The sequence below is a fragment of the Mesorhizobium sp. M0437 genome, assembly GCF_040321335.1.
In the GTDB taxonomy this organism is placed as follows: Bacteria; Pseudomonadota; Alphaproteobacteria; order Rhizobiales; family Rhizobiaceae; genus Mesorhizobium.
Map to the genome: position 1 here is coordinate 39,479 of NZ_JAMYRK010000003.1, position 13,023 is coordinate 52,501.

Sequence of the window (13,023 nt, forward strand, 5' to 3'; positions counted from 1 at the left end):
GTCCTGCTCACCTCGCCGTCGCGAGCTGCCCGCTGTCTGTGCCGAGCCGTGCCAGCGCCCGATAGGCGTCCATGTAGGAGGAAACCATGCGGTCGAGTGAAAAGCGCCGCCGCGCCTCGGCTCGGCAGGTCTCGGGGTCCAGGCTGCGTGCAGCAGCGATGGCTTCGGCCATCTCGTCGACATCCCCGACCAGATACCCGGTCTTGCCGTGCTCGACCACATCCGGCAGTGCGCCATTCGGGAAGGCCACCACAGGGGTGCCGCAGGCGAGCGCCTCCATTGCGACGAGCGAACTGGTCTCCGCGGCAAGGCTCGGGATGACTAGGCAGCGGGCTGTATTCAGCAGGCGCCGCTTGGCGACAAAGCCGAGCGGACCAAGGAAGCGGCGCCGGTCGTCCAGCCGGCGTTCGACCTCGTCGCGAAAATACGTTGTGTGCGTTTCATAGGGGTAGACCTTGCCACCGATGACCAGCGGCACGCTGGCCTTCTTGGCTGCGTCGAGCGCCAGATGGATGCCCTTTTCCGGGCAGACGCGGCTGAGCACGAGCGCAAAGTCGTGTTTGGCCTGCGGCTCGCTCAGCGCGTCGACGTCCACTCCGTTGGGAATCGGCCCAATCAGCCTGGCTCCCGGCGGCGCGGTTCTTTGCTGAGCCGCCGATACCGCATGCAGCCACAGATCCTCCCGCGCCGGATTGAGGGCGTCGGCCGGATACCAGTCGAGCGGCAAATGCAGGGTCACCAATGTCGGCCCGTCGCCCGGCAGATAGGCATCGAAATCGATACCGTGCAAATGGACCACGTCGATTCGCCAGCGAGCCCGTGCGGTAGCAATTGCGGCGCAATGAGCACGCTGCGCCCGGCGCTTGGCCGCTTCATCGAGCACGCCCGGTTCGGCCGGCGTCTCGATGAGGACACCCGCAGCGCTCGAGCCCTGGCAGCCGATCACGATCGAGCGGTGTCCGGCCTGTACGAGCGCCTGGTCGAGCATCGACAGCACCTGCTCGGCACCACCGACCGCATCCGGCCCGACCGGGGCGAGGGGATAGGCGACGTTGAGGACGGTGAGCGTCATGGCTGGAGAGCCGAAGCTCCTCACGCTGCGGAGGCGCGCAGCCTGCCGAACGAAGGGGCAGCGATGCTGCCGGCATATCGGCGCGTCATTGCCGCGCAGAAGTCGGCGAATTCCTCCGGCACCAGCGGCGGACTGCTGTGGTGCGGCATCATTCCGCGGTGTTCCGGCGTGAAGCAGAAAGTAACCGTCACGTCGAAGTCGGCCAAAGCTTCCATCTGCCGGTCGAACCAGTCAAGTGCGTTCGGCCTGAAGCTGTCGGCCCAGGAAAGCCCGGTGCGCAGATTGGTGACGCCGAGGCGTTTCATCCAGGCAACGGCATCGTCCAGCCGGTGATCTTCGAAATGGAACCACTGCACCAGTCCCATTGCCGGCGTGTGGTGCAGGAACTCCTCAAGCGCGGGCTTTGGCGTGCCGTCCTGGCGGAGCAAGCCCATGTAGAAATGGCGGTAGTAAGACGAGCCTTCCGCCTCGCGATGGCGCGTCGTCGCTTCCCACTCGCGCGGCAGGTCGTAGAGGCTGTACCATTGGATGCGCGGTGCGTTGCCGATCAGCAATTCCGCGGTCCGGCGCAGGCCCCAGACCTGTACCTCCTCGGCGCCGAAGGTCGACACGCCGACCTCGCTGACCCATACCGGAAGATCGGTGACAGCCGAAATCTCGCCGATCTTCTGCGGCCATTCGTGGATCTGCCAGAGGTTCCAGTCGAGCGGAAAGCCGTGCACGGCGACTGCGTCGACATGATCGAGCACGCCGAATTCCTTCATCCGTGTCATGAAGCCGGCATCGATCGGCGAGATGCCGCCAAGGACCTTGGTCAAGGCCGGATTCTCCAACGCGATCGCGTCAGCGGCCAGGATTGCCGTAGCGGCGAAGCGACTCCAGTCGGGGTCGAGCTCGGGATCCCAGTGGGATTTGTTGTTGGGCTCGTTCCAGATCATGGCGGCTTCAATCATTTATCTGTCCTTTCGACGGGTAGACGGCGCCGCCGCCGGCCGGCACGTCGCCGGTGCGGCAGAAATAGACCTCCTGCTCCGGTTGCAGCACGATCTCGAAGCCGGCGCTGCGCAGCATGGCTTCGGTGCAGGCGCGATTGGGAATCCACCAGTTGGTCGGGTCGTCGGCATAGCGATGCTCGATGAAATGCAGCTTTGGGAACTCCGGCCGGTCGAACAGGTCGTGGGTCCAGAAATGATAATTCTGCTCGAGCGCCGGCACGTTGGTGCTGCCGCGCTGCATCGACTGGAAGATCATCAGGTCCCGGGCGACGTGCTCCCGGATCAGATCGAGTGCGAGCAAGGGATGGCGCAAATGGTAGAGCACGCCCATGAACAGCACGATGTCGAACCGCTCATGCAGGGCGCCAACGTCGTAGACCGAGAGCTGCCGGAATTCGATGTCGCAGTCTGCTACCTCGGCGGCAAAGCGCGCCTGCGCCAGGTAAGCCTCATCGAAATCGATGCCAAGCACGCGGCCGGCGCCGCGGCGTTTCATCTCGATCGAATAGAAACCCGCATTGCAGCCTATGTCGAGCACCGCCTTGCCGGAAAGATCGGCGGGAATGGCGTCGGCGAATTTGCGCCATTTGATCAGCGGATAGTTGCCAAGGAAATGGTCGGGAGCGGTTTCGATGCCGGCCAGTTCCATATTGTGGAACCATGGGCCGAGCGCATCGATACGGCGGCGGATTTCGGCATCGGAATGCAGCATGGCTAGCCTCCTTCGCCTGCGAGGACAGGGACGTGCTGGTGGCCGGGCAGCGTAATGGCGGCTTGGTCGTCCTTGGTACCGGCGGCGCTTTCAAGCAGGCGAAGTGCGGTGCGGTAGCCGTTGAAGGTGCCGACGTCGACATAGGCGGTGCCAGCCTTGATGCCGCAGGCATCGCCTCCGGCGGCGAGATAGGCATTGACCAGCGTGCCGATATATTCGTCGCACCGGTCCCGTTCCCGCCACAGCGCGGCGAGCTGGTGAAGGGTGCGGCCGGGCATCTTGAACGCACCCCAGATCCAGTTCGACGCGGCATTCTGCTGTTTGACCTGGATTTGCTTCACCCGGCTGTCCTGGTCGACAACGACGGCGTCGAAGAACTCCGGCTGGTCCACCGGAAACAGCAGGAAGGACAGGCCGTCGTCCGGGAGGGCCAGGAAGCCGTCTTCGGGAAACCAGATCGTATCGGGCAACCCGACCAGAACGGTCTCATCGGCTGTGACGAGCGGTGCGGCACGGAAGATGGCGTCGCAAAGGCCGACCGGAGAGGGCTGCACCACAAACAGCGCAGTCGCGTCGGCATAGCCGGCAGAATAATATTCGAGGATATCCGACTTACCCGAGCCGATGACGAAGCAGATCTTGTCGGCCCCCGCGCGCACCATGCGGCGCACCAGGTATTCGCTGACCGCGCAAGGCCGCTCGGTGTTGCCGTCGATGCGGCTGCCGACCGGCAGAAGCTCCTTCGAAAAGCCGAGCGGCTGGATGCGGCTTCCCCGTCCGGCTGCGGGCACGATGCCCAACATCAAACTGCCTCCTTCAACGGCTCGCCATGCGTGGAGCCGTGCAGTGCATCGGACAGGATGCGGTCGAATTCCTTCGCGCGCCGTGCCGAGGTGTGTTCCTCCAGCACCCGCTCGCGCGCTCGGCGGCGGATGGCGTCAAGCTCGGCGTCGGACAGGTCGAGCGCGGCGACCACGTCGTCGGTGCTGTTCGCCACGACGATCTCTTCGCCGGGCCGGAAAAAGGCCTCCAGTCCCGGCCATGTGTCGCTCACCATCGCGGCACCGCAAGCGGCGGCTTCGAACAGCCGGCCGGATGGGCACCAGCCCCTTTCTGCCATCGCCTCGCGGGTCACATTCAGAGTCAGCCGTGATGATGAAAAGAAGGCGGGGTGGTCGGCGGGCGGCAGGTGACGGACGAAGAAAATATTGTCGCTCCACGGGAATTCCTGCGGATATTGTGCGCCGCCAATGATGAAGCGGCGCTCCGGCAGGCGCGCAGCCGGACTGACCAGCAGCCTCTCGACCCCGGCCTGGCGGTCTGCCGCATAGGTCCCGAGATAGGAAAGGTCGCCGGCAAACTCCGGCCTGGGCAGAGCCGGCCGGTGTCGCTCTGGATCGACATGGCCGTAGAGCGGCATGACGTGGCGCGCACCCAGCATCGACCTCAATGCGTCGATCGCGGTTCCTCCCGTGTAGCTCAGCACGAGATCGAAATCGCGAAGCCCTTCCGGCCCGAAATAGGCCGGAGGCTCACCTTGTTCGATCCGCGCCAGCGTCACCGGCGTGTCCAGATCGTAGAACACCTTCAGTCCGCGGCAGGCCTGGTGGGCAAGGCGCGACGCGCTCACGGCATCGGGGCAATAGGAGGTGACGATGACGACATCGGCCTCACTCATCGCCTGCTCGGCAACGCTCTGGATGTCCTGCCAGTCCGGATAAAGGACAATGCTGCCGCCATCCAACTGATCGAGGTCGCGCGTCCCGGCATAATAGGGAGTGTTGCGTTCGAAGAAGGTGATGGACCAGCCCAGCCCGGCCATCGCCCGGATCAATCCGCGCCACAGTGTGGCGTGCCCATTGCCCCACGACGATGTCACGGTAAGACCGAAAATAGCCATGCGCATCCGGCAATTCCTCGTCAGGCAGCTTCGTTGAGTCTGATCAGCTTCGACCCCCAGTCCCCCCAAACAACCGTGGTGATCGAGGCTGGGTCGATATCGAAGCGAAAGCAGTTCCCCAGCGATAGGCCGAGCACCTTGCACACGGCGGCCTTGATGACGTCGGCATGGCTGACCAGTGCGACGCCCTGGTTCTGGTACGTGCCGCGGACCTGCTCGATCAATGAGACGACGCGTTGCTGCACGTCCAGCATGGTCTCGCCGCTCGGTGTTCTCGCCTGCTGACGCTGGTCGTTCCACACCCGCCAGTCGGCATCCTGGTTCAGCTCCTCGAAGGTCTTCCCCGACCAGGTGCCGAAGTCGATCTCATCGATCTCCTCGCGGATCGCGATTTCACCGGCATTGCAGGCGAGCGCGATCGGATTGGCAGTCTCCTGCGTGCGTTCGCGCGGGCTGCAGAAGATTGCCGCTATCGCCTCACGTGCCATGCGGTCTGCCAGATGCGAGGCCTGTGCCTTGCCGGCTTCGCCGAGGCAAACGCCGGCCATCCTTCCGGCAAGATAACAGCCGACATTGTCGTGCGCGGCGTGGCGCACCAGAAAGAACGTCGTCGTCATTCCGCGGCATCGAGCATCGGCTCGTCCTTGCCGGCGATAAAAGAGAGCGTGCGCTGGCGCGCTTCCGCGTCGGTGAACTGCTCGGGCGGCGATTTCATGAAATAGCTGCAGGGACCGGTCAGCGCGCCCGCGATACCGCGGTCGAGCGCCAGCTTGGCGCAACGCACCGCATCGATGACGACGCCGGCCGAATTGGGCGAATCCCACACTTCCAGCTTGAGCTCGGCATTGAGCGGTACGCCGCCAAAGGTCGTGCCTTCGACCCGGATATAGGCCCACTTGCGATCGGTCAGCCACGGGACATGGTCGCTCGGCCCGACGTGAATGTTGCCGGGCTCCAGGGGAACGTCGATCTGGCTGGTGACGGATTGCGTCTTTGAGATCTTCTTCGATTCCAGCCGCTCGCGCTCCAGCATGTTGAGGAAGTCGGTGTTGCCGCCGAAATTGAGCTGGTAGGTGCGATCGATGCGCACGCCGCGCTCGCGGAACAGGTTGGCGAGCAGCCGGTGGACGATCGTCGCACCGACCTGGCTCTTGATGTCGTCGCCGATCAGCGGCAGGCCGTGCTGCTCGAAGCGCCGGCGCCACTCCGGCCGCGAGGCGATGAAGACGGGTATGCAGTTGACGAAGGCACAGCCCGCCTCGAGCGCGCACTCGGCATAAAAGCGCGTTGCCTCCTCCGAACCGACAGGCAGATATGACACCAGGATTTCGGCGCCGCTTTCGGCGAGGATCTTGCTGATGTTGGCGACGGGTTCGTCGGCCTCCACGATCTCGTCACGCAGATATTTGCCGATGCCATCCAGCGTCGGTCCGCGTTCGACGCGGGCGCCGGTAGGCGCTACATTGGCAAAGCGGAAAGTATTGTTCGGCGCGCTGTAGATCGCGTCGGCCACATCGCGTCCGACCTTGCCCTTGGCGACGTCGAAAGCGCAGACCACCTCGATGTCCTTGACATGGTAGCCGCCAAGATCGGCATGCATCAGCCCGGGTATGGGCTCATTGCTTCTTGCGTCGCGGTAATAGGTGATGCCCTGAACAAGGGAGGAGGCGCAGTTGCCGACGCCGACTATTCCGATCCGAACTTTCTTCGATCCCACGAAACCGCTGCCTATGCTGTTGAAGGTAAGTTCTTCGTGCCAAACCGCCTGCCTCGCTGATTGTTCCTTGCCGGCTGCAAAAATCGTGCAACCGATGGTGGATCAAAGTAGCGCTCGCCGAGTTGTGCAGTGAGGCCAACCGGGACGGGACAATGATCGTCTATGGCGACCACAAGCGAATTGAGAGCGCGCGACATGTTCGCAGCTCGGCCTGCGAAGCGGCCGGGCACATTGCGGACATGCCCAGCGGGATCGAACGCCACGCAGCCCTGGTCGGCCTGTTCATCAAGACCTCGGAATTGGTCCAGGGCCTTGCCGATGCTGAATTCGAGGCCAACGGCATGGACAGGAATTCCCGACAGCGGATCGCGGGCGCAAATCTCCTGGTCGGCTTGGCCCGGGACGTGGGCAGATCGTGGAGGGCCGGATTCGCCGTCGACGGCCCGATCGATGCCGACGTGCCGCGAATGCTGGCCGAACTCGATTGCGACGGCGAAATCCTCATCGGCACGGCCGAGGGCTACGCGCATTACGCGCTCTATCCGGAAAGCTATTTGGTCGCCGCGCGGCAGTCGGGTCTCGATGCGAACACATGCGTAATCGGCATCCGCAGCATCGGCCTGGGGCTTGCAGCGATGGTGGCTGCAGCCATCGGCGCACCGGCACCCGTCAGCGTCCGTCCGACCGGTCATCCGTTTCGCAGGCGGCTTGCCGCCGATCCGGAGTTGATCGGTAGCTGGATGGCGAAGCCGTCGGCCCGCTTTGCCATCGTCGATGAGGGCCCGGGCCTGTCCGGCAGCTCGTTTCACGCCGTCGTCGCATGGCTGCAAGCGCTGGATATCGATGCCGGGCGCATCCATCTGTTCCCCAGCCATTCGGGTGGGCCGGGGGCCGAGGCATCGGCGGACATCCGTGAGGCATGGACGGTTTGCCAACAACACACAGCGGATTTCGAACGGACTTTCCCCGCGGGATCCGCTCTGCCGGCGCTGCGGGATTGGGTGGCCAGGACGATCGGCCGCGCAGCGGTCAGCCTGATGGAAATATCCGCCGGAGAGTGGCGTCGCTTGCATTATGGCTCGCAGGATCATTGGCCACCCGTCCACCGCGGCTTCGAGCGGCGAAAGTTTCTTGCTTCTGCGGGCCGGGAAAAATGGTCGGTCAAATTCGTCGGCCTCGGTGAAATCGGAATGCACAAGGCCGAGACTGCCAGGAGGCTGCATGACGCAGGCTTTGGCCCGGAAATTGCCGGGCTGTGCCATGGCTTTCTCGTCGAACGCTGGAGCGACGGTGCAACGCTGGAGCGGGCAAGGCATTCGAAACAAAAAATGGTCGCTCATCTCGCGCGCTATCTGTCCTGGCGCGCAGCCAATCTGCCCGCCTCCGAACCGGGCGCCTCGCTGAAGGCGCTTGCCGACATGGCCGTGCGGAATACAAGCGAGGCTTTGGGCGAAAGCCGCGCGGCGGAGCTGCGGAACTGGTTCTCGAAACAGGCTCCACCAAAGACCATGCAGCGGGTCGAAATCGACGGGCGGCTTCATCCGTGGGAGTTCATCCTTTCGCGCGGCGGAACGCTGATCAAGACGGACGCCCTCGACCATTGCCGATCGCACGATCTGATCGGCTGCCAGGACATCGCCTGGGACATTGCCGGCGCCCGTGTCGAGTACAGCCTCTCCGACGCGGCGACTGCGGCACTGTGCAAAGCTGTCGAGGCGACTACGTCTCGTCCCGTCGATGCCAAACTGGTCCACTACTACGAGCCCTGCTATCTCGCCTTCCAGCTTGGCTTGTGGAGCATGGCTGAGCGATCGGGCGATGATCGGGAACAGATCCGGCTGGCGGCCGCGGCAAGACGTTACGCTGCCGCGCTGCTTCGTTTCCTGGAAAGCCAAGGCGACCTGCCGCCGCTCGAGCGGGATCAGTCCAGCCGGCGCAGCATATCCGCTTCCTTTTCGAGGATGGCGGCTACCTCCTCGCGCTGAAGATGCGTCATCATCAGGCTCACACAACATTCCAGATAGGTAATAGAGGCGCGCCGCAGGAAGGCAGCCGTCTCCTTTGCGGCCATTTGTTCGATGTCTTTGGCGGATCGCTTCGGATGCACAATCGTCTCCATGCCGGTACCTTGGCAGAACCAGAAGCTGGACGGGTTGTTCCCGCGACGAGAAAAAGTGACCAATCCGAAACGACCGCGCGATCATGCAGCGGCCAGACACTCCTCGCCTCAGGCCGGCAGGTTTTGCAGCCGGCCTGATGCAGAACGCACGGTGGCGGCAATTCGACGTCTTCTGTCGATCATCTGCGCCGTCTCAAGCTCGGCAAAATAGCCGATCGTGTGCATCAAACCCTGCCTGAGCGGCACTTTTGGCGACCAGCCGAGAAGCTTTCTTGCGCGGGAAATGTCGGGTTGCCGACGACGAGGATCGTCTTGCGGCAGCGGCAGGAATTTCAGGCCCGATTTGGTTGCGGTCATACCTCTCACCAGGCTCGCCAGTTGCAGGATGGTGAACTCCCCCGGATTGCCCAGATTAACCGGCTGGCGTGGATTGGGATCGACCTCCATCAACCGGATCAAGCCGTCGACCAGATCGGAAACGTAGCAGAACGACCTGGTCTGCAGCCCGTCGCCGAATATCGTCAGCGGCCGTCTCTCGAGTGCCTGCATGATCAGATTGGAAACGATCCGTCCGTCCGCAGGGTCCATCCTGGGACCATAGGTGTTGAAGATGCGCGCGACACGGATATCGGCCTTTCCCATTCTCAAATAATCGAAGCATAAGGTTTCGGCGGTGCGCTTGCCTTCGTCATAGCAGGCGCGGGGGCCGATGCAGTTCACGTGGCCGACATAGTCTTCCTTCTGCGGATGCTGTTCGGGATCGCCATAAATTTCGCTGGTGGACGCCTGCAGGAACCGGGCGCCATTGCGGGCGGCGAGCTCCAGCAGATTGAGCGTTCCGATGACGCAAGTCCGCGTCGTATGGACCGGGTCGGCCTGGTAACGCGGCGGCGAGGCCGCGCACGCCATGTTGAAGATGCGGTCAACCGGTTCGCCAAGCTCCAACGGTCGGCAAATGTCTTGCTTGATCAGCCGAAAATCCGGACGATCGGCGATCGATGCTATGTTCTCCATGCGGCCGGTAAGGAAATTGTCGACGCAGATCACGCGCCAGCCGGCCTGGAACATTGTCTCGCAAAGATGCGAACCGAGGAAACCTGCGCCGCCGGCGACAAGCACGGTCTTGGTCCGTTGCGCCTTTCTTGATAGCTGCATCTCTATCTTCTCCCGTCTGCGGGTCATGCTGCGCTCTCGACGTCCAGATCGAGAACAGAACGTGGCGATTTGGCCTGCGCCAGCAGCGAAACGAATTCGCGGGCTCTTGCGATGCTTGTGTGAGCTGCGAGGATGAGCACGCGCGCCTGCCTGGCCATGGCAAGCCGGGCGCCGTCGGATTCCCCGGACAGGATACCGACTACGTCCTCGGTCCTGCGAGCCGTGTGGATCGTCCGCTCTGGAAACAGGCTGTCCAGTCCGGCCCAGCTATCGCTGATGATCGCCGTACCGCAGGCGGCTGCCTCGAAGAGGCGCACGCTGGGCGACCATCCGGCCGCGATCATGGAACTGCGCGTGACGTTCAACGTGTAGCGTTGGCGGCTGTAAAAGGCGGCGTGATCTGCCGGCGGCAGGTGTTCGATGCGATCCACATTGTCCGGCCAGGCGATTTCGCGCGGATATTGCGAGCCTGCCACGACGAAGCGGCGCTCCGGCATGCGACGCGCCGGTTCGAACAGCAGCGCCTCCAGCGTCGCCTGGCGGTCGGGGCTGTAGGTGCCGAGATAGCCGAGATCCCATCGAGTTGGATCACCGGTTCCGTGATGCCGTTCCGGGTCGACGGAGCAGTAGAGCGGCTCGGCCCGCCTCGCGCCGAATTCCGCCGTCAGACGGGCAAGCGTCGGCCCGCCGGTGAAGGAGAAATAGACGTCGAAATACGGGACCTGCCGCCGGCCAATGTACTCGCAATCATCGCTCGAAAGCTTTGCCAGCGTGATCGGCGTGTCGATGTCGTAGAAGCAGAACTGACCCGTGCACAGCGATGCCACGACGTCGATGATTTCAGGGCCTTCGGGAACGAAGGAGCCGACGACCACGATATCGGCATCGCGCAGGCAGCGCGCAAAATTGCGGCGAAGATCATCGATCGTTTCATAGTAGCGCAAGGCGCAGAAATCGGGATCGCGCAGATCCCGGTGACTTGCGTACCACGGCACGTCGCGTTCGAGAAAAGTGACGCGGTGGCCGAGTTCGTGGAGACCTTTAAGCAGCCCCCGAAAGGTGGTGGCGTGGCCGTTTCCCCAGGATGAGGAGAGCGACAGGCCAAGAAAGACGATGTCGAGCGGCTTTGTCATTCGGCCGCCTCCACGGTCGGACGCTCGAAATAGCGCCTGAAGATGGCGTCGGCCAAAATGGCACGTGTCGTATAGGTATGTTCGCCAAGCACGCGCCGAAGCGCCGATGTCCCGATCGCCTTAGCCCGTTCGGCACTAAGGCTTTGCATGATCTCGGCGACGTCCTCGCCATCGCGCGCGACCAGGATTTCCTCTCCGGGTTTCAGGAACAGGTCCACGCCGAGCCAGGCGTCGGTGATGAGGCATGCGCCGGCGCCCGCCGCCTCGAAAACGCGCGTCGCAGGTGAAAAGCCATTGGCCGCCATGCTGTCGCGGCTGATGTTCAGCACCGCCTTGGCCGTGACGTTCAATGCATTGTGGTCACGCGTGCCGACATGGCCGAGCCATCGGACATTGGCGGGCATCTGCTTGTCGCCCCAGCCCGATCCGCCGAGCAGGAAGCGCTGATCGGCGGAGCGGCCGGCCGGGTCGAGGAAGAAGGCCTCGACGCGCGCCTCGCGGTCCGGCAGCCGGTTGCCGAGAAAGGCGAGATCGCAGGCAAAGCGCATATCCTTGCCGACCGGATGATGCGTTTCCGGATCGAGCGCGTTGTAGATCGGCACGCATTCGGCCGCCCCCATTGCCCGATAGGCCCAGACCACCGGGTCGCCGCCGCCATAGGTCAGCACGAGGTCGATTTCCTGCAGCGCGCGATGCAGCGGATGGTCGGGCTCGTCGCGCAACTGGCCAAGCGTCGCCGGCGCATCGACATCCCAGAATACGGTGAGCGCATCGGCACGGGCGTGATCGAGCACCGCCCGCAGGAGCGCGTCGTCGGCGAAACCGACGCCGCTCGCCTTGACGACGATATCTGCCTCCGCCGCTCGCGCCGCCACCTGCATCATGGCATGCGGAGTGGCCTCGTAGACGACGACGGCACACCAGTCCGGCGCCTCGATATCGCGGTTCTTCTGGCGATCGTAGACGTCCGGCTCGTAGAAGGTGATGTCGTAGCCGAGCCTTGCCAGGGCCTTGAGCAGTCCGCGGTAATAGGTGGCCGCGCCGTTCCAATAGGACGACAGCAGGCTCGACCCGTAAAATGCGATCTTCATTCGGCGGCCTCCTTTGCAAGGATCGTGTCGGCGGCTTGGCGGTGCCCGCATTCGGCGAGCACGCCGAACAGCTCATCCGCCCGGTGCCGGCATGTGTGCCGCAAGCGAATGGTCTCGAGGCCCGACGTCGCCAGAGAAGCGGCGAGATCCGCGTCGTGCAGCACGGCGCGAAGATGACGCCGCATCTCGGAACCGTTGTTTGCAAACAGAAAATCTACGCCTGGCCTGAACAGGCATTCGACATCGGACCACGGCGCCGAAACCAGCGGGATGCCGCAGGCGAGCGCCTCGAACATGCGGATGGTCGGGATGCCGGGCAGGCTTTCGCGGTATGGACGCCGCGGGATGTGAATCGTGATGCGGTTCGCCGCGAATGCCTTCGGCACGTCGGCATTGGCGATCCAGCCTTCGCAGCGCAGGCCGGCGGCCGCAAGGTCGGCGAGCGCCTCCCGCGGATAGCGAACGCCGTGGACGGTTCCGCTCAGGCCGAGTTCACGCACCGGGCCGACCAGGAACTCCCTGATTTCGGCACTGCGCTCGTCGTCGCCCCAATTGCCGATCCAGATAAGGTCGGAACCACGCTCGATTTCAGGATGCGGCTGGAACAGGTGGTCATCGGCTGCTTCATGCCAGGTGAAGACCCGCTTGCCCCATCCGGCGCGAAGATAGCTTTCCCGCAGCGCCTCGCCGAAGGCGAGCACGCCGTCGTAATGTTCAAGCCGCAAGGCGGAAATCGCTTGCGTAGCCGAGATAGCGCGATGGTGCGTGTCGTGGAACAGCAGCGTGAAACGGCCGCCAGTTGCTTTCGCCCTGCCCAGCCGCGCAACAAGGTCCGGCTCGGTCCACTCATGCACGATCACCACATCGGCGTCGGAGATCCAGGCTTCGTGGTCGAAAGCGGCATCGTAGGTCACCGGCATCAACTCGGGAAAGTCCTTCCGGAATCGCTCGATCGCGAAGGACCCTTTCTCGGCCAGCAGGTTCGACCGGCTCCAGCCGTCGGCGGGCTCCAGCGCGATAGCCTGGTGCCCGCGCGCGACCAGCTCGCGCATGATGCCGCGCAGGAAATGTGCGTTGCCGTGGTTCCAGTCGGAAACGATCGAGTGGGTGTAGAACAAAAACCGCATGA

The 13,023-nt window shown here is 63.6% G+C and carries 13 protein-coding genes; 1 reads left to right on the forward strand and 12 read right to left on the reverse strand.

Translation table 11 applies throughout. The features are described from left to right. Positions 1-7: 7 nt before the first annotated feature. Genes NKI72_RS02845 through NKI72_RS02875 form a run of 7 tightly spaced genes read right to left on the reverse strand, consistent with a single transcriptional unit; the run spans position 8 to position 6,396 of the window. On the reverse strand, positions 8-1,072 hold the full coding sequence (locus tag NKI72_RS02845) for a glycosyltransferase (RefSeq protein WP_352830888.1): 1,065 nt from the start codon (positions 1,070-1,072) through the stop codon (positions 8-10). Between the two features lie 20 nt (positions 1,073-1,092). Next, positions 1,093-2,025 (reverse strand): glycoside hydrolase 5 family protein, encoded by a 933-nt coding sequence (locus tag NKI72_RS02850; RefSeq protein ID WP_352502177.1) that lies wholly within the window; start codon positions 2,023-2,025, stop codon positions 1,093-1,095. Further along, complete coding sequence (locus NKI72_RS02855) at positions 2,018-2,779, reverse strand: TIGR04290 family methyltransferase (protein WP_352502178.1); 762 nt, start codon at positions 2,777-2,779, stop codon at positions 2,018-2,020. The genes NKI72_RS02850 and NKI72_RS02855 overlap by 8 nt, the downstream gene beginning before the upstream one ends. A 2-nt stretch (positions 2,780-2,781) precedes the next feature. Next, positions 2,782-3,582 (reverse strand): nucleotidyltransferase family protein, encoded by an 801-nt coding sequence (locus tag NKI72_RS02860; RefSeq protein ID WP_352502179.1) that lies wholly within the window; start codon positions 3,580-3,582, stop codon positions 2,782-2,784. Then, complete coding sequence (locus NKI72_RS02865; protein WP_352502180.1) at positions 3,582-4,685, reverse strand: CgeB family protein; 1,104 nt, start codon at positions 4,683-4,685, stop codon at positions 3,582-3,584. The genes NKI72_RS02860 and NKI72_RS02865 overlap by 1 nt, the downstream gene beginning before the upstream one ends. 14 nt (positions 4,686-4,699) lie before the next feature. Then, positions 4,700-5,296, reverse strand: coding sequence for a histidine phosphatase family protein (locus NKI72_RS02870; protein WP_352472876.1), 597 nt, complete (start codon positions 5,294-5,296; stop codon positions 4,700-4,702). Beyond that, positions 5,293-6,396 carry an inositol-3-phosphate synthase gene (locus NKI72_RS02875; protein WP_352488477.1) on the reverse strand — a complete coding sequence of 368 codons (1,104 nt, stop codon included), beginning with the start codon at positions 6,394-6,396 and terminating at the stop codon, positions 5,293-5,295. The genes NKI72_RS02870 and NKI72_RS02875 overlap by 4 nt, the downstream gene beginning before the upstream one ends. A 152-nt stretch (positions 6,397-6,548) precedes the next feature. Between NKI72_RS02875 and NKI72_RS02880 the strand changes: the two genes are divergently transcribed. Next, positions 6,549-8,381, forward strand: a complete 1,833-nt coding sequence (locus tag NKI72_RS02880) for a hypothetical protein (protein ID WP_352849889.1) — start codon at positions 6,549-6,551, stop codon at positions 8,379-8,381. On the opposite strand, the gene NKI72_RS02885 is transcribed toward NKI72_RS02880, so the two are convergent. From NKI72_RS02885 to NKI72_RS02905, 5 genes are all read right to left on the reverse strand, one after another. After that, positions 8,318-8,515, reverse strand: a complete 198-nt coding sequence (locus tag NKI72_RS02885) for a hypothetical protein (protein ID WP_023676132.1) — start codon at positions 8,513-8,515, stop codon at positions 8,318-8,320. The genes NKI72_RS02880 and NKI72_RS02885 overlap by 64 nt on opposite strands. A gap of 108 nt (positions 8,516-8,623) precedes the next feature. Further along, positions 8,624-9,670, reverse strand: a complete 1,047-nt coding sequence (locus NKI72_RS02890; protein WP_352472879.1) for a UDP-glucuronic acid decarboxylase family protein — start codon at positions 9,668-9,670, stop codon at positions 8,624-8,626. Between the two features lie 23 nt (positions 9,671-9,693). Beyond that, the gene (locus NKI72_RS02895) at positions 9,694-10,803 is read right to left on the reverse strand and encodes a CgeB family protein (RefSeq protein ID WP_352502182.1); all 1,110 of its coding nucleotides are present in this window, start codon (positions 10,801-10,803) and stop codon (positions 9,694-9,696) included. Beyond that, the gene (locus NKI72_RS02900) at positions 10,800-11,894 is read right to left on the reverse strand and encodes a CgeB family protein (RefSeq protein ID WP_352849890.1); all 1,095 of its coding nucleotides are present in this window, start codon (positions 11,892-11,894) and stop codon (positions 10,800-10,802) included. The genes NKI72_RS02895 and NKI72_RS02900 overlap by 4 nt, the downstream gene beginning before the upstream one ends. Further along, positions 11,891-13,021, reverse strand: coding sequence for a CgeB family protein (locus NKI72_RS02905; protein ID WP_352830885.1), 1,131 nt, complete (start codon positions 13,019-13,021; stop codon positions 11,891-11,893). The genes NKI72_RS02900 and NKI72_RS02905 overlap by 4 nt, the downstream gene beginning before the upstream one ends. Between the last annotated feature and the right edge of the window lie 2 nt (positions 13,022-13,023).

Coding starts and splice junctions, on each gene's coding strand:
- NKI72_RS02845 (WP_352830888.1), bottom strand. CDS start 1,072: ATGACGCTCACCGTCCTCAACGTCGCCTATCCCCTCGCCCCGGTCGGG.
- NKI72_RS02850 (WP_352502177.1), bottom strand. CDS start 2,025: ATGATTGAAGCCGCCATGATCTGGAACGAGCCCAACAACAAATCCCAC.
- NKI72_RS02855 (WP_352502178.1), bottom strand. CDS start 2,779: ATGCTGCATTCCGATGCCGAAATCCGCCGCCGTATCGATGCGCTCGGC.
- NKI72_RS02860 (WP_352502179.1), bottom strand. CDS start 3,582: ATGTTGGGCATCGTGCCCGCAGCCGGACGGGGAAGCCGCATCCAGCCG.
- NKI72_RS02865 (WP_352502180.1), bottom strand. CDS start 4,685: ATGCGCATGGCTATTTTCGGTCTTACCGTGACATCGTCGTGGGGCAAT.
- NKI72_RS02870 (WP_352472876.1), bottom strand. CDS start 5,296: ATGACGACGACGTTCTTTCTGGTGCGCCACGCCGCGCACGACAATGTC.
- NKI72_RS02880 (WP_352849889.1), top strand. CDS start 6,549: ATGATCGTCTATGGCGACCACAAGCGAATTGAGAGCGCGCGACATGTT.
- NKI72_RS02885 (WP_023676132.1), bottom strand. CDS start 8,515: ATGGAGACGATTGTGCATCCGAAGCGATCCGCCAAAGACATCGAACAA.
- NKI72_RS02890 (WP_352472879.1), bottom strand. CDS start 9,670: ATGCAGCTATCAAGAAAGGCGCAACGGACCAAGACCGTGCTTGTCGCC.
- NKI72_RS02895 (WP_352502182.1), bottom strand. CDS start 10,803: ATGACAAAGCCGCTCGACATCGTCTTTCTTGGCCTGTCGCTCTCCTCA.
- NKI72_RS02900 (WP_352849890.1), bottom strand. CDS start 11,894: ATGAAGATCGCATTTTACGGGTCGAGCCTGCTGTCGTCCTATTGGAAC.
- NKI72_RS02905 (WP_352830885.1), bottom strand. CDS start 13,021: ATGCGGTTTTTGTTCTACACCCACTCGATCGTTTCCGACTGGAACCAC.